Origin of the sequence: Pseudomonas sp. SMN5, assembly GCF_052041925.1 — a bacterium.
Lineage (GTDB): Bacteria > Pseudomonadota > Gammaproteobacteria > Pseudomonadales > Pseudomonadaceae > Aquipseudomonas.
Window position 1 is genome coordinate 73,479 of record NZ_JBKGGX010000010.1, and the last position, 25,134, is coordinate 98,612.

At 61.3% G+C, this 25,134-nt stretch carries 22 protein-coding genes; 7 read left to right on the plus strand and 15 right to left on the minus strand.

Annotated features, from left to right (window positions below):
* The first annotated feature begins 297 nt into the window (after positions 1 to 297).
* From ACLEJR_RS12050 to ACLEJR_RS12070, 5 genes are read left to right on the plus strand one after another with little or no spacing between them, the layout of a single operon-like run.
* The gene (locus tag ACLEJR_RS12050; RefSeq protein WP_440814160.1) at positions 298 to 1,962 is read left to right on the plus strand and encodes an AMP-binding protein; all 1,665 of its coding nucleotides are present in this window, start codon (positions 298 to 300) and stop codon (positions 1,960 to 1,962) included.
* 16 nt (positions 1,963 to 1,978) lie between these two features.
* On the plus strand, positions 1,979 to 2,740 hold the full coding sequence (locus tag ACLEJR_RS12055) for an SDR family NAD(P)-dependent oxidoreductase (RefSeq protein WP_440791696.1): 762 nt from the start codon (positions 1,979 to 1,981) through the stop codon (positions 2,738 to 2,740).
* Positions 2,741 to 2,754: 14 nt separating this feature from the next.
* Positions 2,755 to 3,942 (plus strand): acetyl-CoA C-acyltransferase, encoded by a 1,188-nt coding sequence (locus ACLEJR_RS12060; protein WP_440814163.1) that lies wholly within the window; start codon positions 2,755 to 2,757, stop codon positions 3,940 to 3,942.
* Between the two features lie 9 nt (positions 3,943 to 3,951).
* On the plus strand, positions 3,952 to 5,079 hold the full coding sequence (locus ACLEJR_RS12065) for an acyl-CoA dehydrogenase (RefSeq protein ID WP_440814165.1): 1,128 nt from the start codon (positions 3,952 to 3,954) through the stop codon (positions 5,077 to 5,079).
* A 12-nt stretch (positions 5,080 to 5,091) separates the two neighbouring features.
* A complete protein-coding gene (locus ACLEJR_RS12070) occupies positions 5,092 to 5,865 on the plus strand; it encodes an enoyl-CoA hydratase (protein WP_440814167.1) in 774 nt (257 codons plus the stop codon).
* Between the two features lie 255 nt (positions 5,866 to 6,120).
* Here ACLEJR_RS12070 and ACLEJR_RS12075 read toward each other — a convergent pair whose 3' ends face one another.
* The 7 genes from ACLEJR_RS12075 to ACLEJR_RS12105 form a co-directional block, all read right to left on the minus strand.
* A complete protein-coding gene (locus ACLEJR_RS12075) occupies positions 6,121 to 7,272 on the minus strand; it encodes an acyl-CoA dehydrogenase family protein (protein ID WP_440791703.1) in 1,152 nt (383 codons plus the stop codon).
* A 3-nt stretch (positions 7,273 to 7,275) separates the two neighbouring features.
* Entirely contained in the window at positions 7,276 to 8,382 is a 1,107-nt protein-coding gene (locus tag ACLEJR_RS12080) for an enoyl-CoA hydratase/isomerase family protein (RefSeq protein ID WP_440791705.1), read from the minus strand.
* A 135-nt stretch (positions 8,383 to 8,517) separates the two neighbouring features.
* Positions 8,518 to 9,225 (minus strand): HPP family protein, encoded by a 708-nt coding sequence (locus tag ACLEJR_RS12085; protein WP_440791707.1) that lies wholly within the window; start codon positions 9,223 to 9,225, stop codon positions 8,518 to 8,520.
* A 171-nt stretch (positions 9,226 to 9,396) separates the two neighbouring features.
* Positions 9,397 to 10,773, minus strand: coding sequence for a UDP-glucose dehydrogenase family protein (locus ACLEJR_RS12090; protein WP_440814170.1), 1,377 nt, complete (start codon positions 10,771 to 10,773; stop codon positions 9,397 to 9,399).
* A 190-nt stretch (positions 10,774 to 10,963) separates the two neighbouring features.
* The gene (locus ACLEJR_RS12095) at positions 10,964 to 11,884 is read right to left on the minus strand and encodes a LysR family transcriptional regulator (RefSeq protein WP_440814172.1); all 921 of its coding nucleotides are present in this window, start codon (positions 11,882 to 11,884) and stop codon (positions 10,964 to 10,966) included.
* A gap of 155 nt (positions 11,885 to 12,039) precedes the next feature.
* Positions 12,040 to 12,591 carry a hypothetical protein gene (locus tag ACLEJR_RS12100; RefSeq protein WP_440791713.1) on the minus strand — a complete coding sequence of 184 codons (552 nt, stop codon included), beginning with the start codon at positions 12,589 to 12,591 and terminating at the stop codon, positions 12,040 to 12,042.
* A gap of 34 nt (positions 12,592 to 12,625) precedes the next feature.
* Complete coding sequence (locus ACLEJR_RS12105; RefSeq protein ID WP_440814174.1) at positions 12,626 to 13,444, minus strand: putative hydro-lyase; 819 nt, start codon at positions 13,442 to 13,444, stop codon at positions 12,626 to 12,628.
* Positions 13,445 to 13,805: 361 nt separating this feature from the next.
* On the opposite strand from ACLEJR_RS12105, the gene ACLEJR_RS12110 reads away from it, so the two are divergent.
* Both ACLEJR_RS12110 and ACLEJR_RS12115 read left to right on the plus strand, forming a co-directional pair.
* Positions 13,806 to 15,047, plus strand: coding sequence for an OprD family porin (locus ACLEJR_RS12110; protein WP_440814176.1), 1,242 nt, complete (start codon positions 13,806 to 13,808; stop codon positions 15,045 to 15,047).
* A gap of 123 nt (positions 15,048 to 15,170) precedes the next feature.
* On the plus strand, positions 15,171 to 16,550 hold the full coding sequence (locus ACLEJR_RS12115; protein ID WP_440814179.1) for an XAC2610-related protein: 1,380 nt from the start codon (positions 15,171 to 15,173) through the stop codon (positions 16,548 to 16,550).
* Positions 16,551 to 16,666: 116 nt separating this feature from the next.
* Here ACLEJR_RS12115 and ACLEJR_RS12120 read toward each other — a convergent pair whose 3' ends face one another.
* The 8 genes from ACLEJR_RS12120 to ACLEJR_RS12155 form a co-directional block, all read right to left on the minus strand.
* Positions 16,667 to 17,905, minus strand: coding sequence for a TIGR02270 family protein (locus tag ACLEJR_RS12120; RefSeq protein ID WP_440814181.1), 1,239 nt, complete (start codon positions 17,903 to 17,905; stop codon positions 16,667 to 16,669).
* Positions 17,906 to 17,930: 25 nt separating this feature from the next.
* Positions 17,931 to 18,797: a hypothetical protein gene (locus ACLEJR_RS12125; RefSeq protein WP_440814183.1), complete on the minus strand. Its 867-nt coding sequence runs from the start codon at positions 18,795 to 18,797 to the stop codon at positions 17,931 to 17,933.
* Between the two features lie 2 nt (positions 18,798 to 18,799).
* Positions 18,800 to 19,711 (minus strand): DUF4150 domain-containing protein, encoded by a 912-nt coding sequence (locus ACLEJR_RS12130; protein WP_440791724.1) that lies wholly within the window; start codon positions 19,709 to 19,711, stop codon positions 18,800 to 18,802.
* The gene (locus ACLEJR_RS12135) at positions 19,708 to 20,772 is read right to left on the minus strand and encodes a beta-ketoacyl synthase N-terminal-like domain-containing protein (RefSeq protein ID WP_440814185.1); all 1,065 of its coding nucleotides are present in this window, start codon (positions 20,770 to 20,772) and stop codon (positions 19,708 to 19,710) included. Before ACLEJR_RS12135 ends, ACLEJR_RS12130 begins: the two co-directional genes overlap by 4 nt.
* The gene (locus tag ACLEJR_RS12140; protein WP_440814186.1) at positions 20,769 to 21,905 is read right to left on the minus strand and encodes a DUF2169 family type VI secretion system accessory protein; all 1,137 of its coding nucleotides are present in this window, start codon (positions 21,903 to 21,905) and stop codon (positions 20,769 to 20,771) included. The genes ACLEJR_RS12135 and ACLEJR_RS12140 overlap by 4 nt, the downstream gene beginning before the upstream one ends.
* Before the next feature lie 12 nt (positions 21,906 to 21,917).
* On the minus strand, positions 21,918 to 22,355 hold the full coding sequence (locus tag ACLEJR_RS12145; protein ID WP_440814188.1) for a DUF6484 domain-containing protein: 438 nt from the start codon (positions 22,353 to 22,355) through the stop codon (positions 21,918 to 21,920).
* A gap of 16 nt (positions 22,356 to 22,371) precedes the next feature.
* Positions 22,372 to 24,549: a type VI secretion system Vgr family protein gene (locus ACLEJR_RS12150; protein ID WP_440814190.1), complete on the minus strand. Its 2,178-nt coding sequence runs from the start codon at positions 24,547 to 24,549 to the stop codon at positions 22,372 to 22,374.
* Between the two features lie 284 nt (positions 24,550 to 24,833).
* Complete coding sequence (locus ACLEJR_RS12155) at positions 24,834 to 25,067, minus strand: hypothetical protein (RefSeq protein ID WP_440814191.1); 234 nt, start codon at positions 25,065 to 25,067, stop codon at positions 24,834 to 24,836.
* Positions 25,068 to 25,134 lie beyond the last annotated feature (67 nt).

The following is a 25,134-nucleotide window of genomic DNA, read 5'->3' on the forward strand; positions in this document are numbered from 1 at the left end:
CACGTCAATATCGTCGCCCTGGCTTTCTGGGGGATTCTGAAGGTATAGATCATTTGCCAGGCGCAAGCTTCGAATTCGGATAGGCAGCGGCAGGCCCGGTGGATCGATATGCGTTCGGTTTCCATCCAGGCCGCTGCGCTCGATAGCGCCTCCGCGGGCAGAAGCTCTGCAAACCATGGCCAAACCAGTCAGGCAACTTGAAGGCTTTGACCATTGCCGCGCATCTGCTTCGGCGCGAGTATTTCCCCTGCTGTTTACGGTGCCCTCAACCAATAACAAGTAAAAGGGATTCTGGTCATGCGCGACTATTCGTCCGTCATCTCGCAGTTCGATTACCTGAACACCGTCACTGCCGCGCTGCACGGCTCGCTCGAAGCGCTCAATGCCTGCGTCGAATGTTGCGACCGGCATGCGCTGCCCGGGCGCATCGCCTTGTTCTGGGAGGGCCGGGACGGCAGCGACGCGATCTGGACTTATCGTGAGTTGCAGGACAACGCCGCACGCTTCGCCAATTTCCTGCGTGCCCAAGGCGTGGGCAAGGGCGACAGGGTCGCCGGTCTGTTGCCGCGCACGGCCGAGTTGCTGATCGTGGTACTCGCTACCTGGCGCATCGGCGCGGTGTATCAACCTTTGTTCACGGCCTTCGGACCCAAGGCCATCGAGCATCGCCTGGGCAGTTCCGGGGCGCGGCTGGTGGTCACCGATGCGGTCAACCGCTCCAAACTCGACGACGTTGCCGGTTGCCCGGCCGTCGTGACCGTCGCTGGTGAAAAAGGCCAGGGCATCGTTCGTGGTGACTACAGTTTCTGGGCTGAAGTAGCGAATCACGAGGCCCGTTGCGAACCGGTGATGCTGACCGGCGAGGACCCGTTCCTGCTGATGTTCACCTCCGGCACCACCGGACCTGCCAAGGCGCTGTCGGTGCCGCTCAAGGCCATCGTTGCGTTCCAGAGCTACATCCGTGATGCCGTGGACCTGCGTCCCGAGGATGCGTTCTGGAACGTCGCCGACCCGGGTTGGGCCTATGGCATCTATTTTGGCGTGACCGGGCCGCTGGCAATGGGGCATCCCATCACCTTCTACGATGGCCCGTTCACCCTGGAAAGCACCTGCCGGGTGATCAACAAATACGGCATCACCAATCTGACCGGCTCACCCACGGCGTATCGCTTGCTGATTGCCGGCGGTGAGCCGTTCGCCCGGTCGATCAAGGGCAAGTTGCGCATTGTCAGCAGCGCCGGTGAACCGTTGAACCCGGAAGTGATCCGCTGGTTTGCCGACAACCTGGACGTAGTGATCCACGATCACTACGGCCAGACCGAGCTGGGCATGGTGCTGTGCAACCACCACGGGCTGGAGCATCCGGTGCACTTGGGCGCGGCCGGTTTCGCTTCGCCAGGTCATCGGATCGTGGTGCTGGACGAACATCATCGGGAATTGGGCGTAGGCCAACCGGGCATTCTCGCGGTGGATCGCAGCCAGTCACCGATGTGCTGGTTTGCCGGCTACGAAGGTGGACCGACCAAGGCGTTCGTGGGCGATTACTACCTGAGCGGCGATACCGTGGAGCTCAATCCGGACGGCAGTATCAGCTTCGTCGGTCGCAGCGATGATGTAATCACCACCTCAGGCTATCGCGTCGGCCCGTTCGACGTAGAAAGCGCGTTGATCGAGCATCCGGCGGTGGTCGAGGCGGCAGTGATCGGCAAGCCCGATCCGGAGCGTACCGAGCTGGTGAAGGCCTTTGTGGTGCTCAGCGCCCTTTACCGCGACTCGCCGCAGTTGGCTGAAGAGTTGCGTTTGTACGTGCGCAAGCGCCTGGCCGCCCATGCTTATCCCCGGGAAATTGAATTTGTCAGTGATTTGCCCAAGACCCCGAGCGGCAAATTGCAGCGCTTTATCTTGCGCAACCAGGAAATCGCCAAGGCGCAAGAGGCCTCGGCTTACAAAGCTTCAGCTTGAACCCAAGGAAATCATCATGCAGATCGACAACAGAATTTTTCTCGTCAGCGGCGGCGCTTCAGGCCTCGGCGCGGCCACCGGTGAAATGCTGGTCAAGGCCGGTGCCAAGGTCATGTTGCTGGACCTCAACGCCGAAGCCGTGGCCGCCCAGGCGCAGCGCCTCGGCTGCCATAGCGTAGTGGCGGACATCAGCAACGAGGCGGCGGCCGAAGCGGCGATCAAGGCGACGGTCGAGGCGTTCGGCGGCCTGAATGGCCTGGTGAACTGTGCCGGCATCGTGCGTGGCGAGAAGATCCTTGGCAAAAACGGCCCCCATGCCCTGGCCAGCTTCAGCCAAGTGATCAACGTCAACCTGATCGGCAGTTTCAACCTGTTGCGCCTGGCGGCGGCGGCCATTGCCGAAACCGAGGCCAACGCCGACGGCGAACGTGGGGTCATCATCAATACCGCGTCGGTGGCGGCGTTCGACGGCCAGATCGGCCAGGCCGCCTATTCGGCGTCCAAAGGCGCCATCGCCAGCCTGACCTTGCCAGCGGCCCGGGAACTGGCCCGCCATGGCATCCGTGTAATGACCATCGCCCCCGGCATCTTCGAAACCCCGATGATGGCCGGCATGACGCCTGAAGTGCGCGATTCCCTGGCCGCCGGCGTGCCGTTCCCGCCGCGCCTGGGCAAGCCTGACGAATATGCGGCGCTGGTCCGGCATATTATTGAAAACAGCATGCTCAACGGCGAGGTGATCCGTCTCGACGGTGCCTTGCGCATGGCCGCTAAATGAAGGAGGACTCATCCATGTCCCACGATCCGATTGTCATTGTCAGCGCCGTCCGTACCCCCATGGGCGGTTTCCAGGGGGAACTCAAGAGCCTTACCGCCCCGCAACTGGGGGCCGCCGCTATCAAGGCAGCGGTAGAGCGTGCCGGTATCGGCGCCGGCTCAGTTGAAGAGGTACTGTTCGGTTGCGTGCTCGCGGCCGGGCAGGGCCAGGCCCCGGCGCGTCAGGCTGCTCTGGGCGCGGGCCTGGATAAATCGACGCGCTGCACCACCCTCAACAAGATGTGCGGTTCGGGCATGGAAGCGGCGATCCTCGCCCATGACATGCTCGTTGCCGGCAGCGCCGAAGTGGTGGTGGCGGGCGGCATGGAAAGCATGTCAAACGCCCCGTACCTGCTCGATCGTGCCCGCGCCGGTTTGCGCATGGGCCACGGCAAGGTGCTGGATCATATGTTCCTGGACGGCCTCGAAGATGCTTATGACAAGGGCCGCCTGATGGGCACCTTTGCCGAGGACTGTGCCCAGGCCAATGGCTTGGGCCGCGAAGCCCAGGATGCCTTTGCCATTGCATCCACCACCCGCGCTCAGAAGGCCATCGAGGACGGCAGTTTCGACGCCGAGATCGTGCCGCTGCAGGTAATGGTGGGCAAGGAACAGGTGATCGTGCGCCACGACGAACAGCCGCCCAAGGCTCGGATCGACAAGATCGCCTCCCTCAAGCCGGCGTTCCGTGAAGGCGGTACGGTGACCGCGGCCAACTCCAGCTCCATTTCCGATGGTGCCGCTGCGCTGGTACTGATGCGCCAGAGCCAGGCCACCGAGCGCGGTTTGAAACCGCTGGCGGTGATCCACGGTCACGCGGCGTTTGCCGACACGCCGAGCCTGTTTCCCACCGCACCGGTCGGGGCCGTGAAAAAGCTCATGCAAAAGACCGGTTGGTCATTGGATGAGGTCGATCTGTTCGAGGTCAACGAAGCGTTCGCGGTGGTTGGCCTGGTGACCATGGGCAAGCTGGAAATCCCCCACGACAAGGTCAACATTCACGGCGGCGCGTGCGCCTTGGGCCACCCGATCGGTGCATCCGGCGCGCGGATTCTGGTGACGCTGCTCTCGGCCTTGCGCCAGAAAGGTCTCAAGCGCGGCGTCGCGGCGATTTGCATCGGCGGCGGCGAAGCCACGGCCATGGCTGTCGAATGCCTGTATTAAGGACTCACCATGCTTGCAACTGAAGAACAGACGCAAATCAGCGAAGCGGCCCGGCAATTCGCCCAGGAACGCTTGAAACCGTTCGCCGCCGAGTGGGACCGCGAGCACCGTTTCCCCAGGGAGGCGATCGCCAAAATGGGCGAGCTGGGTTTTTTCGGCATGCTCGTGCCGGAACAGTGGGGCGGTTGCGACACCGGCTACCTGGCCTACGCCATGGCTCTGGAAGAAATCGCCGCGGGCGATGGGGCGTGCTCGACCATCATGAGTGTGCACAACTCGGTGGGCTGTGTGCCGATCCTCAAGTTCGGCCACGATGAGCAAAAAGCCCGCTTCCTCACGCCCCTGGCCAGCGGTGCAATGCTTGGTGCCTTCGCCCTGACCGAACCCCAGGCCGGATCGGACGCCAGCAGCCTAAAGACCCGTGCCCGGCGGGAGGGCGAACATTACGTGCTCAACGGCTGCAAGCAGTTCATCACCTCGGGGCAGAATGCCGGTGTGGTGATTGTGTTTGCCGTCACGGATCCAGGTGCCGGCAAGCGTGGCATCAGTGCTTTCATCGTGCCGACCGATTCACCGGGCTACAGTGTGGCCCGGGTTGAGGAGAAACTCGGCCAACACGCTTCCGACACATGTCAGATCCTCTTCGAGGATGTGAAGGTGCCGGTAGCCAATCGGCTCGGCGAGGAGGGCGAGGGCTACAGAATCGCCCTGGCCAACCTGGAGGGCGGACGAGTCGGCATCGCGGCGCAATCGGTGGGCATGGCCCGTGCGGCGTTCGAGGCGGCCCGGGACTACGCCCGTGAGCGGGAAAGTTTCGGCAAGGCGATCATCGAGCATCAGGCGGTGGCGTTCCGCCTGGCGGACATGGCGACGCAGATCGCCGTGGCCCGGCAAATGGTGCATTACGCCGCCGCCCTGCGAGACAACGGCCAGCCGGCGCTGGTGGAAGCCTCCATGGCGAAACTGTTCGCCTCGGAAATGGCCGAAAAGGTCTGTTCCATGGCGTTGCAAACGTTGGGCGGATACGGTTATCTCAATGACTTCCCGCTGGAGCGTATCTACCGCGACGTGCGGGTCTGCCAGATCTACGAAGGCACCAGCGATATCCAGCGCATGGTCATCTCGCGCAATCTTTGAACAGGAGTCCTCATGAGTTACGAAACGATTTTATTGGAGATCAAGGACCGCGTCGGGCTGATTACCCTGAACCGGCCCCAGGCACTGAATGCCTTGAACGCTCAGATCGTCAGCGAGTTGAACCAGGCGCTGGACAGCCTGGAGGCCGATCCGAAGATTGGTTGCATCGTGCTGACTGGCTCGAAAAAGGCTTTCGCAGCCGGTGCCGACATCAAGGAAATGGCCGAGCTGACCTATCCGCGGATTTATCTGGATGATTTGTTCAGCGACAGCGATCGCGTGGCCAACCGCCGCAAACCGATCATTGCGGCGGTGAACGGCTTCGCCTTGGGCGGTGGCTGTGAACTGGCCTTGATGTGCGATTTCATCCTGGCGGGCGACAATGCCAAGTTCGGCCAGCCGGAGATCAACCTCGGCGTGCTCCCAGGCATGGGCGGCACCCAGCGCCTGACGCGGGCGGTGGGCAAGGCCAAGGCCATGGAAATGTGCCTGACCGGGCGCTTCATCGACGCGGTGGAGGCCGAGCGTTGCGGCATCGTGGCGCGGATCGTACCGGCGGATGAGCTGTTGGACGACGCGCTGAAAACCGCGGCGCTGATTGCCTCCAAATCGGTGCCGATCAGCATGATGGTCAAGGAAAGCGTCAACCGCGCCTTTGAAGTCAGCCTGTCCGAAGGCGTGCGTTTCGAACGTCGGGTGTTCCACGCAGCGTTTGCCACGCAAGATCAGAAAGAGGGCATGGCCGCATTCGTGGCCAAGCGTTCGCCTGAGTTCCAGGACAAGTAACCCGGCCGTCACTGACGCCATCGCGAGCAGGCTCGCTCCCACATTGGATTTGAGGTGCACGCTGCATTTATGCACGACACAGAACCTGTGGGAGCGAGCCTGCTCGCGATGAGGCCGGTTCGCTCAACATCTCATTGACTGATACACCGCCATCGCGAGCAAGCCCGCTCCCACATTGGTCCTGGGGTGCACAGTGCATTTGTGCACGAAACAGAACCTATGGGAGTGGGCTTGCTCGCGATGCGTTTCAAGCCATCACACCAGATAGTGCTTGAGCTCCCGGGCGATGACCATGCGCTGGATCTCGCTCGATCCTTCGTAGATCTGAGTGATCCGCGCATCGCGATAGTAGCGCTCCACCGGGTAGTCCTCCAGGTAACCGTACCCGCCATGGATCTGGATGGCCGAGGAGCAGACCTTCTCGGCCATTTCCGAGGCGAACAGCTTGGCCTGGGAGGCTTCGGACAGGCACGGCTTGCCGGCGCTGCGCAGCCGGGCGGCGTGAAGGATGAGCAAGCGGGTGGCGTTCAGGCGGGTGTGCATGTCGGCCAGCAGGTTGGCGATGCTCTGGTGCTCGTTGATCGGTTTGTCGAACTGCACCCGGTCCCGCGAGTAGGCCAGCGCCGCTTCGAACGCGGCACGGGCAATGCCCAAGGCCTGGGCGGCGATGCCGATGCGGCCGCCTTCCAGGTTGGAGAGGGCGATTGCCAGGCCTTTGCCCCGCGCGCCCAGCAGGTTGGCTTCGGGAATGCAGCAGTTGGTCAGGGTTACCGCGCAGGTGTCCGAGGCGCGGATGCCCATCTTGTGTTCGGTGCGATCAACGATGAAACCCGGTGTATCGGTGGGCACCAGGAACGCCGAAATACCTTTCTTGCCCAGCTCCGGATCGGTCACCGCAAATACAATCGCCAGCTTTGCTCGCTTGCCGTTGCTGACGAACTGCTTGGCACCGTTGATGACCCACTGACCGTCCCGCAGTTCGGCACGGGTGCGCAGGTTGTGCGCTTCGGAACCGGCCTGGGGCTCGGTCAGGCAGAAACAGCCAATCGCCTGTCCACTGGCGAGATCCGCCAGCCAGGTCTGTTTCTGTTCATCGGTGCCATAGTTGAGCACCGGACCGCAGCCCACCGAGTTGTGAATGCTCATCAGCGCCCCGGTAGCACCATCTCCTGCGGAAATCTCTTCCACCGCCAAGGCATAGGCGACGTAGTCGACATAAGTGCCGCCCCATTCTTCCGGCACCACCATGCCCAGCAGCCCCAAGTCGCCCATCTTTGCCACCAGGCTGTCATCTATCCAGCCGGCCTTTTCCCAAGTCTGGGCGTGGGGCGCGATTTCACCGCGGGCGAAGTCCCGGGCCATGTCGCGGATCATTATCTGTTCTTCGGTCAGTTCGAGGTCTTGCATGGTTCAGTTCCCGTGGTCGTCGAAGCCGTCGAAGAAGCTCGCCACATGGCCGGCGTCCAGCGCCTCCAGGGTAGGCGGGTTCCAGCGCGGGTTCTTGTCTTTATCGATCAGCAAGGCGCGCACCCCTTCGATCAGGTCGCCGCGTTCGAACCATTGCCGGTCCAGGTGCAGCTCCAGGGCAAAACAGTGTTCCAGGCTCAGGTGCCGGCCACGACGCAACATCTCCAGTGTCACGGCCATGGCCAGCGGGGAACGGGTTCGCAGCAGGTCAGCGGTCTTGAGCGCCCATTCGTGGCTGTCGGCAACCGTGACCTGGCGCAACTGCTCGATGATGCTCGGAAGGTCGGGCAGGGCGAAGAAGTGATCGATGGCCGGGCGCAGGTCGGCCAGCGGCGGCTCGGGAAGTTGCTGGACGCCCAGTTTCGCCAGTAGGCCTTGCAGGTCCTTGAGCGGCGTGTCGTGCCATTGCAGTCGGTCGAGACGCTCATCCAACTGCTGGAGTTTGTCACTGTCCACGTACCAGTCGGCCAGGCCGCAATACAGCGCGTCGGCGGCGCGGATCTGCACGCCGCTGACGCCCAGGTAGATACCCAGTTCACCGGGCACCCTGGGTAAAAAGTAGCTGCCTCCCACATCCGGGAAGTAGCCGATACCCACTTCCGGCATGCCCAGGCGGCTGCGCTCGGTCACCACTCGCAGATCGGCGCCTTGCACCAGGCCCATGCCGCCGCCCAGTACGAAGCCGTCCATCAGGGCGAGGACGGGTTTGCGGTAGTGGTGGATCGTCAGGTCGAGGGCGTATTCCTCGACGAAGAACGCCTCGTGCAGCGTGTCACCTTGAAGGTGGCTGTCGTACAGCGAACGGATGTCTCCGCCGGCGCAGAACGCCTTGTCGCCGGCTCCCCGCAGGACCACCGCGTGGATCTGCGGATCGAGCGCCCAGGCATCGAGTTGCCGCTGCAGGCTGCGCACCATGCCCAGCGTGAGAGCATTGAGGCCGGCGGGGCGGTTCAGGGTCAGATGGCCGATGTGATTGCGGATGTCGACCAACACTTCGTAGCCCACGGTTTCGACCGTTCCAGAGGCTTGGGATGAAACCTGAGCAGTCATCGCTAACTCCCTGCTTTTATTGTTTTTTATCAATGGTGATCGCGCCTGTACGGCCGTGATCGTACCAGTGCAAATTTGCACAGCACAACCGGCATACATGCAGGTCCTTTCTGCATATTTATAGCAGCCACAGGATCAACCGCGACTCGAAAGTACCTCCGCGATGCTGCGACGCTTGGCATAGCGCTCGCTGGTGTGGATCAACTGCTCGAGATCTTCAGGCGTCACGTCGAAAAACGCCTCCATCTCCGCCAAGGCCAGTTTCAAGTCTTGAGCGGTGATCGCCTGGCGATCGACGGGAGGGTGGTCGGCCGGAATGACGGCCACCGGCTCGCTGGCACGCTTTGGATAACGCACCCGGGTCAGGTTGTTGTAGGCCAGGGCGAAGGCGAGCAGGCCGGTGCCGGCCAGCAGGGTGGCGCCGACGGCCAGCCAGTCCAGGGCAATAATGGACGGATCCGCCAGCACCATGGTCGCCGCAACGGCGCCTGCCGGCGGATGCAGGCAGCGCAGCCAGCACATCAATATCAGTGCCATGCCGGCGGCCAGGCAGGCGCTGCCCAACGTGCGGCCCAGCACGTGGGCCACCAGCACCGCCACGACGGAGGCGCACAGGTAGCCGCCGAAAATCGACCAGGGTTGGGCGAGGGCGCCCGACGAGACGGCGAACAGCAGCACCGCCGAGGCGCCAAGAGGACCGATCAGGTGTTGGGCCACCTCCAGGCCGAATACCTGGCTGCACAGCCAGACACCGAACATTGTCCCTAGCGCCATGCCGATGGCAGCGCGACTCCATTCAGTGGGACGGGTATTGATTGCAGCGGGAATCCAGCGAGAAAACATTAAGCGATTATCCAAAAACCGAACAAAAAAAGGGGCTTACGGGAGAATCCCTGAAAGCCCTTTAAGTGTTCCAACAGTTGGGGGAGGAACGGCGACAGTTTGCCGATCCGCCACTTGGCTTACAAATTCATATTAATGCTGGTTGAGTGCATTAATTTTGCAGTAAGCCGCTCACGCGCTTCGGGCCGGATACCAGGCTTGTTGAGCGATCGGCAAGTTGCACGATTGCCCCCGGCCCATCGGGAAGTACGTGAATCCCATGGCCGCCATGCGTTCCGGGTCATAGAGGTTGCGACCGTCGAATATGACCGCAGCCTTGAGCCGCTCGTGCATCAGGTTGAAATCCGGCGCCTTGAAGGCCTGCCATTCAGTGCAGATGACCAGCGCATCGGCCCCCGGCAACACCGATTCCGGCGTGCCCATCAGAATCAGCCGCGACTCATTGGGGTAGAGTCGTTGCGTCTGCTGCATCGCCTCCGGGTCGAAGGCCCGGACGCTGGCACCCGCCGCCCAGAGTGATTCCAGGAGCGTACGGCTTGGTGCATCGCGCATGTCATCGGTGTTCGGCTTGAAGGCCAGGCCCCACAGGGCGAAGGTCTTGCCGCGCAGATCGCCCTTGTAAAACGCGTTGATGCGTTCAAAAAGTTTGTTTTTCTGCCGTCGGTTGATCAATTCAACAGCCTGCAACAAGTCACTGGAGCAATGGGCCTGTTCGGCGGTATGAATGAGGGCGCGCATGTCCTTGGGGAAGCATGAGCCGCCGTAACCGCAGCCTGGATAAATGAAGTGATAGCCGATGCGTGAATCGGCGCCGATACCCAGGCGCACCGACTCGATATCGGCCCCCAGATGCTCGGCCAACTCGGCGATCTGGTTGATGAAGCTGATCTTGGTCGCCAGCATCCCATTGGCGGCGTACTTGGTCAGCTCGGCACTGCGCACGTCCATGAACAGGACCCGGTCGTGATTGCGATTGAAGGGCGCGTACAGGTCGCGCATGGTTTCGCGCACTTCATCGCGCTCGCAGCCGATCACGATGCGATCCGGACGACGGCAATCGGCGACCGCCGAACCCTCCTTGAGAAATTCGGGATTGGACACGATATCGAATTGCAGCAGGCGACTGGCCTTGAGCAGGTGTTTATCGATATGCGCCCGCAAGATGTCGCCGGTGCCCACCGGCACGGTGGATTTCTCCACCACGATAATCGGTTGCTCGCGGTAGCGGGCGATGGCTTCACCCACGGCCAGGACCTGCCGCAGATCGGCCGATCCGTCGTCCCTGGACGGCGTACCGACGGCGATAAACAGGACAGGACCATGCTGCACGGCCAGTCGCTCGTCGCTGGTGAAATGCAGGCGCCCGGCCTCCAGCCCTTCCCGTACCAGCGCTGCCAACCCCGGTTCGAAAATGCTCACCTGGCCTTGGCGCAGGCTTTCGACCTTGTGCTCGTCTACATCCATGCACACCACGTCGTGGCCCACCTCGGCCAACACGGCGGCTTGCACCAACCCCACGTAACCACTTCCGAATACACTGATTTTCATGGCGGACTCCCTGGATCATCCCGAGCGGGCGGACATGCACAACCAGCCGTTCGCCGCGTGCGCTCGTGCCAGAGTAGGCCGGGGATATTTCAGTTCACTTACAGTGAGCCGGTGCCGTGGGCGCCGGCGGCAGGTGCGGCGCAGATCGCCGAGTGGCCGGATGAGGAAAGGAATGGCTGGAGAAGGCAAATCAACCTGCGTCCACACCGTACCTGGCCGGCAGCTCCGCGACGAACTCATGCACCACGTCCCGGGCCAGACCTACGATGTCCTCCACCCGTTCCATGCCGGCACCCGTGCGCCAGCTGGCGACGATGTCCATCACCGCGGGCAGCGGCACGCCCTCCAGCAGTTTCAAGGTGCCTTGGGCCAACTCGCCGTGGACCAGCGCTGCGGGCATGGCGCCGATGCCGAAACCATCGCGAACCAGACGGGTGATGGCCGATGCGGAGTTCACACAGTTGATGCGCGGCGAAACGATGTTGGCCGAGTGCAACAGATTGAGAATGTCCTGGTGGGGGCGCGAGTTGCGTGAGAACGTGACGATCCTTTCCTGGGACAGGTCGTCCAGCGACGCGTACCGCCGGTCATAGAGCGAGCCGGTGCGTACCACCCAATGCATCGGATAGCGCGCCAGCAGCGCGTTGCGCACACTGTCCAGGCGCAGGGTGTCGGTCTGGAAAACGATGTCCTGGTAACCCTTCTCCAACTGTGAGCACAGGTTGCTCGCGGTATCGGCCGACAGCTCGATTTCCAGCGCCGGGTAGCGCTCCATCAGGCGGGTAACCAGGGAGCTGAGCCAGGTGTGGATCACCGTGTCCATTGCCCCGATGCGAATCCGTCCGCGCACCTGGCGCGGGTCCTTGATCGCGGCTTTCATGCCTTGCATGGTGTCCATGATGCGCTCGGCGTATTCCAGCACCCGCTGTCCTTCGGCGGTCAGCGACACGCCTTTGGAATCACGCACGAACAAGCGCACGCCCATTTCATCTTCCAATGCCGCGATGCGGCTGGAAATGGAGGCCTGGGTGGTGAACATTTTTTCGGCGGTGAGGCGAAAGCTCCTCAGGCGTGCAACCCAGACGAAGGTTTCCAGAAACTTGATGTTCATTGTTAGGGTTCCTTGGCGCTTTCAGGGACATATCGGACCTGTGGCGAGGGCGCTTGCTCCCGCTGAGTGCGAAGCGCTCACAAACAAGGTCTGCTGCGCAGCCCAGCGGGAGCAAGCTCCCTCGCCACAGTGACTCGACGCCAGCCTTCTCGCTGCTACTGTAGCTCGGGGGGAGTCGGGGTCGCCACGAACTGGACCACCTCGCGAAGCTCCCGCAAATCCGGCATCCCGCCAACCACCGCTTCAGCGCCGCACCACGGATAGTCCAGCCGCGATGCCCAAGCCATGATTACCGGCACGTCATTCGCCGGCAGGGTCTTCATGTGCTCGATGGTGATCGTCAGGTGCTCGGTCAGTCGCGATCGCGGATTGAACTGCCAATCGTATAGCCCACAACCGACGCGGGCTTCGCCGCTCTGTTTGTCGGACATTGCCACCAGCCATTTGCACTGGAAGGTCGTGGCGTTTGCCGGTGGCGGGGCATCCACGCAGAACGTGTACACGTTCTCGAATGCCTGCCCGAAGCGGCTGACCAGCACCTCGCCAATGGCCATGCGGCCTTCGACATGACCGGGAAACGAGATCGAGCCTGTGCGCACGACCATGTCCAGAATGGCCTCTGCGGTAAATGCGTGAGCCAGCAGGTGCGGACGGTTACCGTCCTTGGCGCGTATGTACTGTTCGACGGCTTGCTGCGCGGTGGTCATGGTGATCCCTTGAGGTCTGGAACCCGATCGAAACCTACAGGTCATTGTTCCACAAGTCGGTCACCAGCATGCAGCCTGGGGCATGGGTGATGCACAGCGGTGGACGGGACGCCTGGACCACCGATTGAGGCGTCACGCCACAGGCCCAGAATACGGGGATCTCGTCCGCCCGGATTGGCACGGCATCACCGTAGTCCGGGTTGTCCAGGGAGTCGATGCCGATCAGCGACGGATTGCCAATGTGCACCGGCGCCCCGTGGACGTTGGGCATGCGCCCGGTAATCTGGACCGCCCGGATGGCATCGGCGGCTTTCATCGGCCGCATGCTCACCACCAGCTTGCCGGATAGGCGAGCGGTGGGGCGGGTGTCGATGTCGGTGCGATACATCGCGACATTGCGCCCCAGCTCAATGTGCCGCAGGCGAATGCCGGCTTCCAGCAGGGGTTGCTCGAATGAGAACGAGCAGCCGATGGCGAAGGCCACCAGGTCGTCTTGCCAGAGCGACGCGATGTCCACCGGCTCCGCGCTCAATTCACCATGGCGATAGACCCGGTACCGGGGCACTTCGTGGCGGATGTCGATGGCAGCCCCGAGGTTGCGAAAAAACGGATCGCCTGGCTCGGTCACGTCGAGTAAGGGGCAGGCTTGACGGTTGAGGGCGCAATAACGCAGGAATTCGTTGGCCCAATCCTGGGGCAGGATCACGATGTTGGCCTGCACCCGGCCCTGGCCCAGACCGCTGGTGTGCCCCTGGTATCGACCGGTGGCGATGTATTGGCGCAACGCTGCCGGGTCGTACGCTTGCAGTTGTTCGAAGGGCATGGCCTCGAAGGGCATGGCTTGTTGATTCATCGACGTTTCTCCACGGCTTTGCCGACGCTTTTTTGTTTGCCTGTACCCTAATGACCCCAGGCTGCGACGTCTAACAAGGAAATCTGTTGGCCCTCACAATAAAAAGTTATGCAACGGGCAGGGGTGCAATTGTCGCTCCAGATCGCCCCTACGCTCGCATCAGATTTTCTTATGCCCGATCCTGCTTTTTTCCCGTTTGACGCTGTCGGACCACGACCGGAAGAATCCGACCCCACGGTACGGGACACCGCACCGAGCCCCAACGGCAACGTCTTCACACAACACGTCTTCACACAACAATAAGGTGGCGTGCGCAACGCTCTAAAGCGTGTCCGTTCGCGCCCATAAAAAAGGAGCACGCATGCGACAGCTAACATCTTCCCCCTGTGTTTTCACTCCCGTCGGCACGCTGCTGGGTTTGAGTCTGATGGTCGCGCCCAACGTCCATGCCGAGTTCATCGCCGACAGTAAAGCCACCCTGGAAGCACGCAATTTTTACTTCAATCGCGATTTCCGTCAGGAAGGTGCACGGGACAAGGCTGAAGAGTGGGCCCAAGGGTTCCTGTTACGGATGGAATCGGGCTACACCACTGGCACCGTGGGCTTCGGTCTCGATGCCTTGGGCATGGCCGGTTTCAAGCTCGATTCCGGCGGCGGCACGGCGGGCACCAATCTGCTGCCGCCCGACCTGTCTGGCGGCTCGCAGGATCAGTACAGCGAACTGGGCCTGACCGCCAAGGTACGGGTCTCCAACAGCACGCTGAAACTGGGTACGCTGCAAATCAAGGACCCGGTGGTGAGTTCCAACGACACGCGCCTGCTGCCTGCCACGTTCAGGGGCGGCTTGCTGAACGTACAGGAAGTCGACCGACTGAAGCTCACTGCCGGGCAATTCACCCAGATCAATGTGGTTGACTCCACGGACTATCAGGACTTCACCGCTAACCGCATCGGTGGCAGCAGCGACAGGTTCCAGTTTGCCGGTGGTGACTACCAGTTCCTGCCCAACCTGACGGCGCAGTACCGCTACGGCCAGTTGGAAAACATCTACCAGCAGAACTACCTGGGATTCGTACACACCCTGGACCTGGGTGCTGGCCAGTCACTCAAAAGCGACGTTCGCTATTCGCGCAGTACCGAGGACGGCAACTTCCGTGACCTCGACAACCAGGCGTTCGGCGCATTGTTCACTTACAGCGTCGCCGGTCATGGGCTGGGCCTGGGCTACCAGCGTATGACCGGCGACGACCCGTTTCCCTATATCGGACGCAGCGATCCGTACCTGGTCAACTTCGTCCAGATCGGCGACTTCGCCAACGTTGACGAGCGCTCGTGGCAAGCGCGCTACGACTACAACTTCGCCGCCCTTGGCCTGCCTGGGCTGACCTTCATGACCCGCTACATTTCCGGTGACAACGTGCAACGTACGGCACCGGGAGAAGGTAAGGAGTGGGAGCGCAACACGGACATTGCCTATGTGGTGCAGGACGGGACGTTCAAGGGGCTGGGGGTGAAATGGCGCAACGCGTCGGTGCGTTCGAACTTCGGGAATGATCTGGATGAGAACCGATTGATCGTGAGTTATACGCTCGGGCTTTGGTAACCGGGGGGGGCAAACGTGAGTGCATCTGTCATGGGCCTGGTTGTGAACTTGCTTGCGCCGGCAGGCAGCGGACAGCCATTTCCCATACACTGCGCTCCCTCAGTTGCAGCAAGGACGCGTTGAATGCGCTCGCTCCTCAATAGCTTGTTTCTCTCGATCCTTCTGGTGACTCCGGCCATGGCCGAACCCAGGGCGTTTTCGGTCAACGACCGCAGCGGCCAGTACCTGGTTGAAGTGCTGTTCCCGCAGCCCCCTGAGGACCCCAAGCAACTGGCGCCAGGGGTCATCACCATTCGCGACAGCAAGACACTAAAGGTTCTCCAGCAATTGCAGACCCAGGCGGGCAACGTGCCGGTGGATCGCAACGGCAAGGCCAACGCCTGGCTGCTCGGGCCCTTCAGCTTGCTTTACTTTGACGACTTCAATTTCGATGGCCGCCAGGACCTGGCGATTCGAAACGGAACGGACCCGGAAAAGGACTACAAGGGCCGTTTCGACGTCTATCTGCAAGACCCGAAGAAATCGCAATGGGTCTTCAACCAAGCCTTGACGGACCTGGCGAAGGAGGGCAGCAACGGCATGTTTTCCGTCAGCCCGCTGGATGGCATGCTGCTCTCGCAATCCGAGGGCGATTGCTGCTGGAATCGCGTCAGGCACTGGAAGATGCAGGGCGAGGAACTGGTCCTGCTGCATTCGGAAACCGAGGAGCAGATCCAGCCCAGCGAGCCCGGCGAAAACTCGAGCATGCCCGGCGGCTATGTCCGGCGCACTGTCGGCAATTTGAAAGACGAAAAGTGGCACGAACAGACCCGCCTGGAAGGGCCGACCTGTGAAGACCCGTTGGTGTTCACCGGCAAGCTCGATAGCCAGACCCCGATAGAACTGTGGTATGAGGTCCAGGGCACGGCTGTCATCGGAGAACTGCGATACATCAGAAAAGGCAAAGACGTACCTATCAAGCTGGTGGGATCTCGGGAAGACGAGTTCAGCCCCGTCATCCTTCATGAGTTCGCCGAAGATGGCCTCCAGACTGGCATCTGGCATCTGACCCAGGAACAGGTTCAACCTTTCAATACCACTGGCATCCGGATTGGCGGTGCACAAGACGGCGCTCGCAAACTGAAGATTGCGCTGGACACTCTGGACCGTGAGCCGGACCACGACAAACTGGGTAACGTCGAGCCTGACCAGCGCAGCGGTCATTATCAGATGCGCCAGGACGCCCTGGGGCGTGACGGGGACCTGGATCTGAAAATCCTGCCGGAACGCGATGCCCAGGGGCGTGAAGTGGCGGAGTTCACCGTCACGCTGAAAGGCGGCGTGACTGAGCATCAGATCGTGCCGATGGAAAGCGATAACCTGATCATTGTGCGTACGCCCCAGGCGCCGGAGAAAAACGGCCCGTATCACATCCAGCTGCTGAAGAATTTCGCAGTGATCGGCTACACCGAAGCGACGGATGACCAAGACGTCTTGACCGGTATGTATCGGCGGCAGCGTTGAGGCAATGCTCCGGACCAGGCTGAGGCGGTGATGGCTACGTGGGATACAGATACAGAGCGCGCAGCTAATGTGCAGCGTTGTTTGCCGGACCAGCACAATGATCGGGTCATTAACGGCTACAGCGCTAACTTCATCTGCCGCCACGCCGGCGCGCTGGTGGGGAAGAGTACTTCAGTCGGTCGATAACGGGCGAGGCCGCAGGCGGCTACGATGCGTTGACGTTGCTGGCCTCGGAGAAGAGCCTGCCGGTAGCCGCTTTCACCTTGCGGCAAACCCAGTACATAACCGATACCTGGCTGGAAACTGCCTCCCTGCGCCTGCCACCAGGCTGCGATCGCATGCGAATCGGGCCAGGACAGGTTTTCATCGGGGTCCATGAGGACATTGGGATCCTTGGGGTCGTCGTTCGGGCCGGCATCGAAGTCTGGCAGGTCCTGCAATTCCAGATTCATCAGCGCCAGATCTGCGCCGGTGATCAGGCTGAACGCTTCGCTGGCGATGCGGGCATAGGGCAGGTCGCTCATCTGCTGGATCAGCCACGGCACGCTGACAGGATCGCCCAGCAACCCGATGGCCTGGATGCCGACGCGTCGCTGCGCGGGGTTTTGAACCCGCTGGCGTATCCAGGCCATGCTGGCTTCGCGTTTTTGCCACGCCAACAACACACAGATCGCACGGTACTGGAATTCCCCCGGCTGCTCGGCGAAATGGCGCAGGGGCTCCAGCGCTTGCTCGTCGCCCATTTGCGCGGCGGTCCAGTTGGCCCAGAAGCGCGTGGCGAGATCTTCATGAAACCGCAGGGCCTGGAGGCTCGGCAACAGGTCAGTTCGACGCAATTCACCGGCCGTCCGAGCGGCACGGGCCTGCACACAGGCGTCGGCCTGGGTCAGCCCGGCAAGCAGTGCGGGGCCAGGATCGCGTCGGTGCATGCCGCAGGCTGCCAGACCCAGGCGTCGGAACAGCGGCTCGGGCGAGGCGAGCATGCGCTCGATCCAGGGCGATATCCGCTCCCAGTCCAGCCAACCCAAGGCCATCAGATAACCGCGCTCGGTTTCCATGGCATTTCGCAAATGCCCGCTAAGCCGCGTCAGCACCTTGGCATCGGCAGACTCGAAGGCCAGTAGCGCACTGGCAAACATCTCGCCGACGGTGTGCGGGCCCAGTTGGCTCAGCAGATGCTCCAGGCCGGTGGGGCCGGCGATACGAAGGCCATCGAGATGAGCCTCGATGCGTTCGTCCAGTCTGTCGAGGTCATCGAGGTTGTAATGCGGCGCATGCACGGCATTGTCGTGCAGGAGGATAAGGAAACTGGCTTCTTCGGCGTGTTGCTCGATCATCGATTCGATGGGAACCATGCTGTCTCCAGCGCTCCGCTGCCGGTTATGGAACCAGGTGTCCGAAGAAGTAGCGTTTACCGACTTCAAAGGGCAGGGGGGAGGCCGTGTATCGATCCAGGATCGCTGCGGCGTTCAATGGCTGAAACTCGCCGTTCTTGCCATAAAAGCTGGAGCAATCAACGCCGGAGTACACCTCGAATTTGCGCCGCCAGATGAGAAAATCGCTCCAGTCGATCCAGTCGTCGCTGTCTTTGGGGGTGAGGGTTTTGCGCATGAGCCAGACTTGCTGGTTCATGTCGACAGGCGAGCCCGCAAGGATCGAGAACCTGTCGTTGCCATAGGTGGTCCGCAATTGGGCAAGTCGCGAATCGACAGCTTCTCGGTAGGCGATAGGGTCCAGAGGGCTTGCGTAGAACTCGGGTTCGCCTTCCAGGGGGTCAAGGAGATTGGAAAGATTCGCCTCGACGGCGGCCCGGTCGGCCCGGCGTTCAAGTGAACGCCAGGCTTCAACCATGAACGGTATCAACCAGAGGACACCCGCCCACTGGGCCGCCAGGCAGGCCTCGATGCGCAGGTAGTCGGGGCCTTCAAGCATGAGTTCGGCGAGAAAGTCCAGGTCCGAATCGAGCCCTGCATCCGCAATCAGCCCCAGGCAGGCCGAGATCAGGGTGGGTGCGCTATCGGGCTCCAACACCCATTTGCGCAGTTGGGGTACATGACTGTAGTCGCCCTGTTTCGCGCGCTCCAGGACACAAGCCAGTGCAATCCAGGGATCGCTGTCCTGCCATCCACCCGGTGCGAATACTTGCCCAGGCGCGGCGCTGGAGTAATGGTAGCCACGTCCTTTCCAATAGAAACAGTCGTGCAGGAATTCAGGCCGCTGAGCGTACTTGTAGTGCGTCGTGTTCATTGCTAGGCCCTTCGAAAACTATTGGCGCGTCTGTCCTGAAGCGTACTCAGTTCGGCTTCGAGTTTGGCACACTTGCGGCCAGTGGGCGCGAGGTTTCCCTGTCCGGCCGGGCAACCTCCCGCCGCCTTGGGCACCCTGTGCGCAACCGGGTCTCCCTGAGCCACGCCTTTCCACTCCATGTAGGCGGGCCGGTTCATGGCCCAGTCATTTTCAATGTTCTTTTTTTCCCGCGTGTCGGTCCTGTAGTACTTATTGCATCCGCTGGGTGGCTTTCCGGCGGGTGGCAGAAGGTGCCTGCACTTGGGGTTGGCGCGGACTTTGGCAAGCACCGCCGCGTTCTCGGGACTTTGTGCCGTGTCATAGAATTCGTCTTCGGTCATGAACTCCCCGGACGCTTGCGCCTTGGAGTGCGCCGCCCCGCCACAGCACTCACATTTATGTTTGCCCGGCACCTTCGAATCCTGCTGCACGGGTGAGTACTTGGCGGTATTGACCATCGGCACCGCAGCATTGGCCGCAGGGCTGGCATGATTGGAGGTGGTGATGTCGGTATGGCGATCGACGTTCTTGCCTTCGAAAAGCACGTCCATGGACCATGAAACAAAGTAGGTCTTGCCGGTGATGACGTGGGTGATGACGCCGGCGCCTTGGCTTCTGGTTGCGGCCTCATCGCCCAGGGGCGAGGTTTTATAGAAGGAGATGTTCTTTAACATGACCTCCTTGTTTTCGATTTTTACCGTCTTGCTGCCGTTCTTCATGTCCTTGGAGAACGAAGTATCCGGATACGGCACCGGAATCGGCCCCGCGGGCGGCGGCGGTGGGGTCAGGCAGACATCCGGAAAAGCCGCGATGACCTTGCCGCCGCCGGCCTTGCAAGCGATCTCGTCGCCGTTTGCGTAGACGTCGCAGCTCATAGCCTACCTTCGGATCGGTGCAGATCGCGCACGATTGCAACGGCTCGTGCGCCCTCCAGGGAACCGGTCAGGCAGATCGCGGTGGTACCGGGTGCATAGCCTTTGCGAAACGCCTGGTCTGCGAGTATCAGTTGGACGATTGCGGCAACTGCCGCGGTGTCACCCATGGCCTCTGCCCAATGCCAGAGTGGTTGATCTTCCTTTCTCACTGTTCGAAACAACCGGGCTTCCATCAATGGAATTTCCTTGAATCCGTATTGTTCCCCGGTGACATCGGACAGCCGTAGATCAATCTCGTGGTAACCCAGCCCGGACTGCGTGAGTGCTGCGCGTGCAGCCGTTGCCAGCCCCTCTGCTCGCAACGGTTTGCCAGACAGCAGAGGGGCGTGCTCTTGCGCAAAACCAAGGCCAGAGACTTCCAGGCAGGTATCGTGTTGTCGATTAGCCTGGACCAGCACAGCTGCGGCCGCTTCGCCGGGGAACAGACCGTCGTTGTGCGTCGAGGTCCTCAGCCGGCGATGGCTATCCAGCCATTGGAGTGTCGAGGCATTGAGCAGCGAATCAACGCCGCCCACCAGGCAGGCAGGGGCGCGAGCCTCCCGGATCAAGCGACTGGCTTCATGCAGGGCGTGCAACCCACTGACATGGCCGCAAGGGATGATTCGGGATTGGGTCGGGTGGAACTGGATCCCCAGCCGTGCGGATACATTCTGGATAATGGCCTGGGCCAGCTCTCTGACACTGGCGCCGGGACGTTCGGGTTCCGCCAGGCACAGCAGAAAAGGCACCTGTTTCCAATCCAGTTCCGGTGCGCTCTGTATCAGCTCGACCAATGCATGTTGCATGAGTCCGCTAAGGCGTGTCGTTGCCGGCAACGCCAGGTCCAGGGCGGGCACTGCCGCGCCGATGATGGGTTCGCAGGCGTTGTCAAAGAAAGGAAGCGCCTGCAGGGCTGAAAGTCCGGCACGTTTGGCGGCGCAGGCGCTGGCAACGCTCAGACCCACCGGGCAGGCCATTCCCATGCGAGTGATGAACAAGGCGTGGCCAGGCACGGACTTCATACCTCCTCTTGGGATGGAGGGTACGCCGCCCTTGACCACGCAATCAGCAGGTCCAGCGACTTGAAGTGCTGTTTGCCTCGCATCCGTTCTTCGTACGCCCTGGCCTGTGCGTACTGCGCGGATGTTTGTCCGAGAATGACTCTGGCTACCTCCTTGAGGTTGCGCTGCAGTGGCGACGAAGTTCGCCAGGTCAGGGTGAATCGTCCGGCGTCCGGCTCAAGGATGACGGTGTCGACGATGGCAGCCGCGTCCCTGGCACTGCCGTCGTGAAGAACGATGAGTACCGCCAGCCTGAGGTTTGTCGGCAGCCTGAACGCCGAGCGGCCTTTAGCGTCGAGATTGAGCAGCGCAACCTCTTCGCCCCCTTGCGGGTAGTCCATCTGTTGATCCTCTGGCGCGCTCTGGAAGTAGCGCACGTCGAAATCCTGTGGCAGGAATGGGAACTGATGATCTAGCCAGTGCTGATCGTAAGTACCTGCCCAGCGGACCCGTTGCTGCCACGCTCGACCCACCGGACCGAATGCCATTGGCCCGTAGTTGCCGTCGGGCGTCGTCGCCGGCAGGTGAAGTTCCTCGGTATTGGGCAGCGGCAAGCCGTTAAGCTGCGCCTCGTTCGCATCGGGGTAGAATCCGACCCCGACCGGGTTGCACGGGTGCCACCGAGGTTTTGCCGGATCTGTGCGATCCACGCCGCCATACGCCTGCGCGTAGGTAACGGGCAGGGTTGTGAATGGCTGGGGTCTGCTTATCGAGTAGGACAGGGCGCCCGCCTCGTGGGTACGTGGCCCAACGACTTTGAATGCCTTGACCAGCGTCCCGACTTTCATGGCTACGGTCACCTCTGTTGCCGGCTCGCCATTGGGCGCGTAACAGTGCCCGTTCAGCAGGACATCGCAACGTGGCTTGTAGAGGGCGAAGTCATTTTCATAGGACGCGGCTGATTCGGCAGGATCACCCGGGAACACGTCGGCTGTGGTCAGCGGCACCTGCTGTGCGAGCAAACGGGGTTCCTGGCTGGGATGATCCGGTATGCCATAGGTGCCTTTCGCCACCACTACCAGCCACTCACGGCCGGTCTTGTCGGTCGAGGTCGTGTAGCCGCCAATCAGACGACTCCGGTTGATCAACTCCATGACGTGAAGGCCTCAGTTGATCTGCACGGAACCACCCTTGATGCGGTTCACGCCGGTTGATCGACTGGACAGATAGGCGCCGCGCAGCAACACCTTGCCTTCTCGGGTCAGGGTGATGCTGGCCTTGCCGCAGCGCAGGACGATTTCTCGCTCTGCCGTGAATTCCAGCCGCTCGCCATCCAGATGGGCGACGGTTGGCGCTGCGGTTGCTGGCAGTCGTTGAATGCGGCCGATGACCAGCGGCCGCGTCGGATCTCCCGCTTCAAACATCAGTGCGACCTGGGCGCCGATGTCCTCGCGGCTGAGTGCGCTGGTGGTGCGCGCTGCGAGCCCCGTGTCTGCGGGGCAACCGGGGAACCCCACCACGGGAGCATCCGCGGTGGGTACATCCAGCAGCACGCCAATGACGACACCGTCCAGGCGTGTGAGTGCGGAGGATGAGGCGGTCATAGCGCAGGCTCCGTGGCTAGTTCTGCAAAATCTTCTGGCCCTTGACGACGACGTTCCTGTCGGCCTTGATCTTGATCGCACCGGAACCGTCGATGGTGATGTTCTTGCCGCTGATCATGATGGTGCCGTCCTTTTTCATGGTGATGCTGGCCGCGCCCGTGGTCAGGGTGATCGAGTCGCCGGCGGTGAGGGAAAAGTGTTTGCCGACGTCCAGGCTGTCGTTCTGATTGATACCCGTTGTGCGGTTCTGGGAGACGTCACGGGATTCGTTCTGACTGATCCGGGTGCTTTGATTGCCGCTGATCTCGATGCTTTCGTTGCCTTGGACTGTTTCGTTGCGGTTGCCTGTGATCGCGATCTTTTCGTTGCCGCCCACGTCTTCGCTGCGGTTGCCGGTGATGCTGATGGTTTCATTGGCGCCGACCTTCTCCGTACGGTCCGCCCCGATGGAAATGCTTTCGTTGCTGCCGACTTTCTCTGTGCGATTGACGCCGATGGTGATCTTCTCGTTGCTGCCCACTTCCTCGGTACGGTTCACGCCAATGGAGATGGTTTCGTTATTGCCCACGGTTTCGGTGCGGTCGTGTTTGACGTGCACGGTCTCGTCGTTGTCGATGGTCTTGCTGCGGTCGTGGCCGACCCAGTGGGTCTCGTCGTTCTCGACCTCGATGTCCTGGTTTTTCTCGGCATGGATGAACAGCTGCTCGGCGCCTTTCTTGTCCTCCATGCGGATTTCGTTGAAATTGGCCGGCGTGCCGTCCTTGCTCGAACGGCTTTTCACACCGCTCTGGGTCGCATTGGCCGGCAGCTTGTAGGGTACGGTCTGTTCGGCGTTGTAGACGCGACCGGTGACGATCGGCCGGTCCGGATCGCCTTCGAGAAAGCTGACGATTACTTCCTGACCGATCCTCGGGAGCTGCATCGCGCCCCAGTTCTTGCCGGCCCAGGCCTGGGATACGCGAATCCAGCATGAGCTGTTTTCGTTGGATTGATCGTGACGGTCCCAGTGGAAATGCACCTTGATTCGACCGTACTGGTCAGTCCAGATCTCCTCGCCACCGGGCCCGACGACCACTGCCGTTTGCGGACCGCGAACGATGGGTATCGGCGTCAGCGGGAGCGGACGATAGACCTGGGTTGCGTCCATGCAGTCCAGCTCGCTGGTGAACTGTTCGGCCAGGTCCGGCTGCCCGCTTTCATAAGGATCCTGGCGGATCTGATAGCGAGCGATCACCACCAGGTATTCGCGGTTCTGGTCTGCCCGTTCGTTGCCGGTCAGGCTGAACAGGTGACCGGAACCCAGCCCACGGGCGCGGCCGCGCAATTGCACGCGCTCGAACTGGCTGTGGATGGCTTCGATGCGAGTGCGGGCGTAGTGCTCGCCATCGCCGCTTTGCAGATATTCCCCGGGATAGTCGTAGAGCGGGTGGTCGCCGTGGCTATGGTTGCGCAACACACTGGAGCGCACCTGCAGGTTGGCGCGCGGGCGCAGAAAGTCATAGTCGTTCAGTGCCAGGGAGCCGGGTTGTACTTCCCGCGCCAGTTGCCATTCGTAGAAATGATCGCGTTCGCGCATTTGCCGCTCGGGCGGATAGAAGGGAACCGAGGCGTAGTCCTGCACGGTGGAATGCGCGCCATAGGCATCGGCGAGCACCAATACATGCCGCGCCTTTTCATGGCGAAAGTAATAATAGATGCCTTCCTGTTCCATCAACCGGCTGACGAAATCGAAGCTGCTCTCGCGGTATTGCACGCAGTATTCCCACTCGTTGTAGCTGCCGCTGAGGCTGTCTTCGAAATCGGAAAACCCCAGGTCACGGAACACTTGCTTGATGATGTCCGGCACCGTCTTGTTCTGGAAAATCCGACAGTCCGAGGTGCGGGTGAGCAGCCAGAGCCACGGCCGAAGGCTGACCCGATAGCCCGCGAACTGACCGTGTCCGGTCATTTGCCGGCAGTTGCCGACAATGCCATGAAAATAACGTTTGCCACCGTCGTGCAGCTCCAGGGTCAGGCCCACTGGCTTGCCCAACAACTGGTCGAACGTAATGGCCCGGTCTTCGGAGGTCAGGTCCAGTTCGTAATGGAACAGCCGACCCAACTCTTCGCTGCCTTCCATACTCTTGAGCAGCAAGACATTGCCACCGAGGGGGCTGTCGACCTGCACCAGGCGGTTGTTCTGCGTGATCTCCATATCGCCTCGTGATTCGCACCCGGTCAGCGCGAATGTGTGGCCGAATCCGTTATCCGCCGAGAGCGACTATCCGCACTTAAGAAAATGCACATGAAGCATCTCCCGGCCAAACTGACAGCACTGATGTGAGTTCACGATAGGTGAACCGGACCGTCTGATCAGTTTTTTTGGTTATGGGAGTTATTTCGAAAAGCAATGGAAGGCCTTTCGAAAGACCGGCTTCGCCGCACGAAAATAATGGATCTGCCACCCTTCGGATCACCGCCAGAGAGGTGCCAGCAGGTCTAGGGTGCACCTTTGGCGCCGGTTGAAACCACAGCCTCTGCTGTCGATGTCTGATTAGGAACCAGCAATCGTTGGGTGCGACATTTGAACTTCACACTCTTGCGCGGCGCCATGCTCCGGGCTGACTCCATGCACAGTGCCTTGGTGGCGTAGGTAGGCTCCGGCTTGCGTTCTTCGATGCAGCCCTCACCGCCGGTGCAAATAGTCATCACCATTACGTAGACGGTCATCATCCTGGCTTGCTCCCATCGAACCGATGCGATTGATGCATCCTGCGTTAGCCCTGGCAGGCTAGAACGA

Excerpts from the sequence above, each read along its gene's own strand:
- ACLEJR_RS12150 (WP_440814190.1), bottom strand. The coding sequence starts at position 24,549 with ATGGAGATCACGCAGAACAACCGCCTGGTGCAGGTCGACAGCCCCCTC.
- ACLEJR_RS12075 (WP_440791703.1), bottom strand. The coding sequence starts at position 7,272 with ATGCAAGACCTCGAACTGACCGAAGAACAGATAATGATCCGCGACATG.
- ACLEJR_RS12115 (WP_440814179.1), top strand. The coding sequence starts at position 15,171 with ATGCGCTCGCTCCTCAATAGCTTGTTTCTCTCGATCCTTCTGGTGACT.
- ACLEJR_RS12095 (WP_440814172.1), bottom strand. The coding sequence starts at position 11,884 with ATGAACATCAAGTTTCTGGAAACCTTCGTCTGGGTTGCACGCCTGAGG.
- ACLEJR_RS12130 (WP_440791724.1), bottom strand. The coding sequence starts at position 19,711 with ATGAGCTGCGACGTCTACGCAAACGGCGACGAGATCGCTTGCAAGGCC.
- ACLEJR_RS12060 (WP_440814163.1), top strand. The coding sequence starts at position 2,755 with ATGTCCCACGATCCGATTGTCATTGTCAGCGCCGTCCGTACCCCCATG.
- ACLEJR_RS12080 (WP_440791705.1), bottom strand. The coding sequence starts at position 8,382 with ATGACTGCTCAGGTTTCATCCCAAGCCTCTGGAACGGTCGAAACCGTG.
- ACLEJR_RS12090 (WP_440814170.1), bottom strand. The coding sequence starts at position 10,773 with ATGAAAATCAGTGTATTCGGAAGTGGTTACGTGGGGTTGGTGCAAGCC.
- ACLEJR_RS12105 (WP_440814174.1), bottom strand. The coding sequence starts at position 13,444 with ATGAATCAACAAGCCATGCCCTTCGAGGCCATGCCCTTCGAACAACTG.
- ACLEJR_RS12085 (WP_440791707.1), bottom strand. The coding sequence starts at position 9,225 with ATGTTTTCTCGCTGGATTCCCGCTGCAATCAATACCCGTCCCACTGAA.
- ACLEJR_RS12120 (WP_440814181.1), bottom strand. The coding sequence starts at position 17,905 with ATGGTTCCCATCGAATCGATGATCGAGCAACACGCCGAAGAAGCCAGT.
- ACLEJR_RS12135 (WP_440814185.1), bottom strand. The coding sequence starts at position 20,772 with ATGAAGTCCGTGCCTGGCCACGCCTTGTTCATCACTCGCATGGGAATG.
- ACLEJR_RS12140 (WP_440814186.1), bottom strand. The coding sequence starts at position 21,905 with ATGGAGTTGATCAACCGGAGTCGTCTGATTGGCGGCTACACGACCTCG.
- ACLEJR_RS12055 (WP_440791696.1), top strand. The coding sequence starts at position 1,979 with ATGCAGATCGACAACAGAATTTTTCTCGTCAGCGGCGGCGCTTCAGGC.
- ACLEJR_RS12110 (WP_440814176.1), top strand. The coding sequence starts at position 13,806 with ATGCGACAGCTAACATCTTCCCCCTGTGTTTTCACTCCCGTCGGCACG.
- ACLEJR_RS12145 (WP_440814188.1), bottom strand. The coding sequence starts at position 22,355 with ATGACCGCCTCATCCTCCGCACTCACACGCCTGGACGGTGTCGTCATT.
- ACLEJR_RS12125 (WP_440814183.1), bottom strand. The coding sequence starts at position 18,797 with ATGAACACGACGCACTACAAGTACGCTCAGCGGCCTGAATTCCTGCAC.
- ACLEJR_RS12155 (WP_440814191.1), bottom strand. The coding sequence starts at position 25,067 with ATGATGACCGTCTACGTAATGGTGATGACTATTTGCACCGGCGGTGAG.
- ACLEJR_RS12065 (WP_440814165.1), top strand. The coding sequence starts at position 3,952 with ATGCTTGCAACTGAAGAACAGACGCAAATCAGCGAAGCGGCCCGGCAA.
- ACLEJR_RS12070 (WP_440814167.1), top strand. The coding sequence starts at position 5,092 with ATGAGTTACGAAACGATTTTATTGGAGATCAAGGACCGCGTCGGGCTG.
- ACLEJR_RS12050 (WP_440814160.1), top strand. The coding sequence starts at position 298 with ATGCGCGACTATTCGTCCGTCATCTCGCAGTTCGATTACCTGAACACC.
- ACLEJR_RS12100 (WP_440791713.1), bottom strand. The coding sequence starts at position 12,591 with ATGACCACCGCGCAGCAAGCCGTCGAACAGTACATACGCGCCAAGGAC.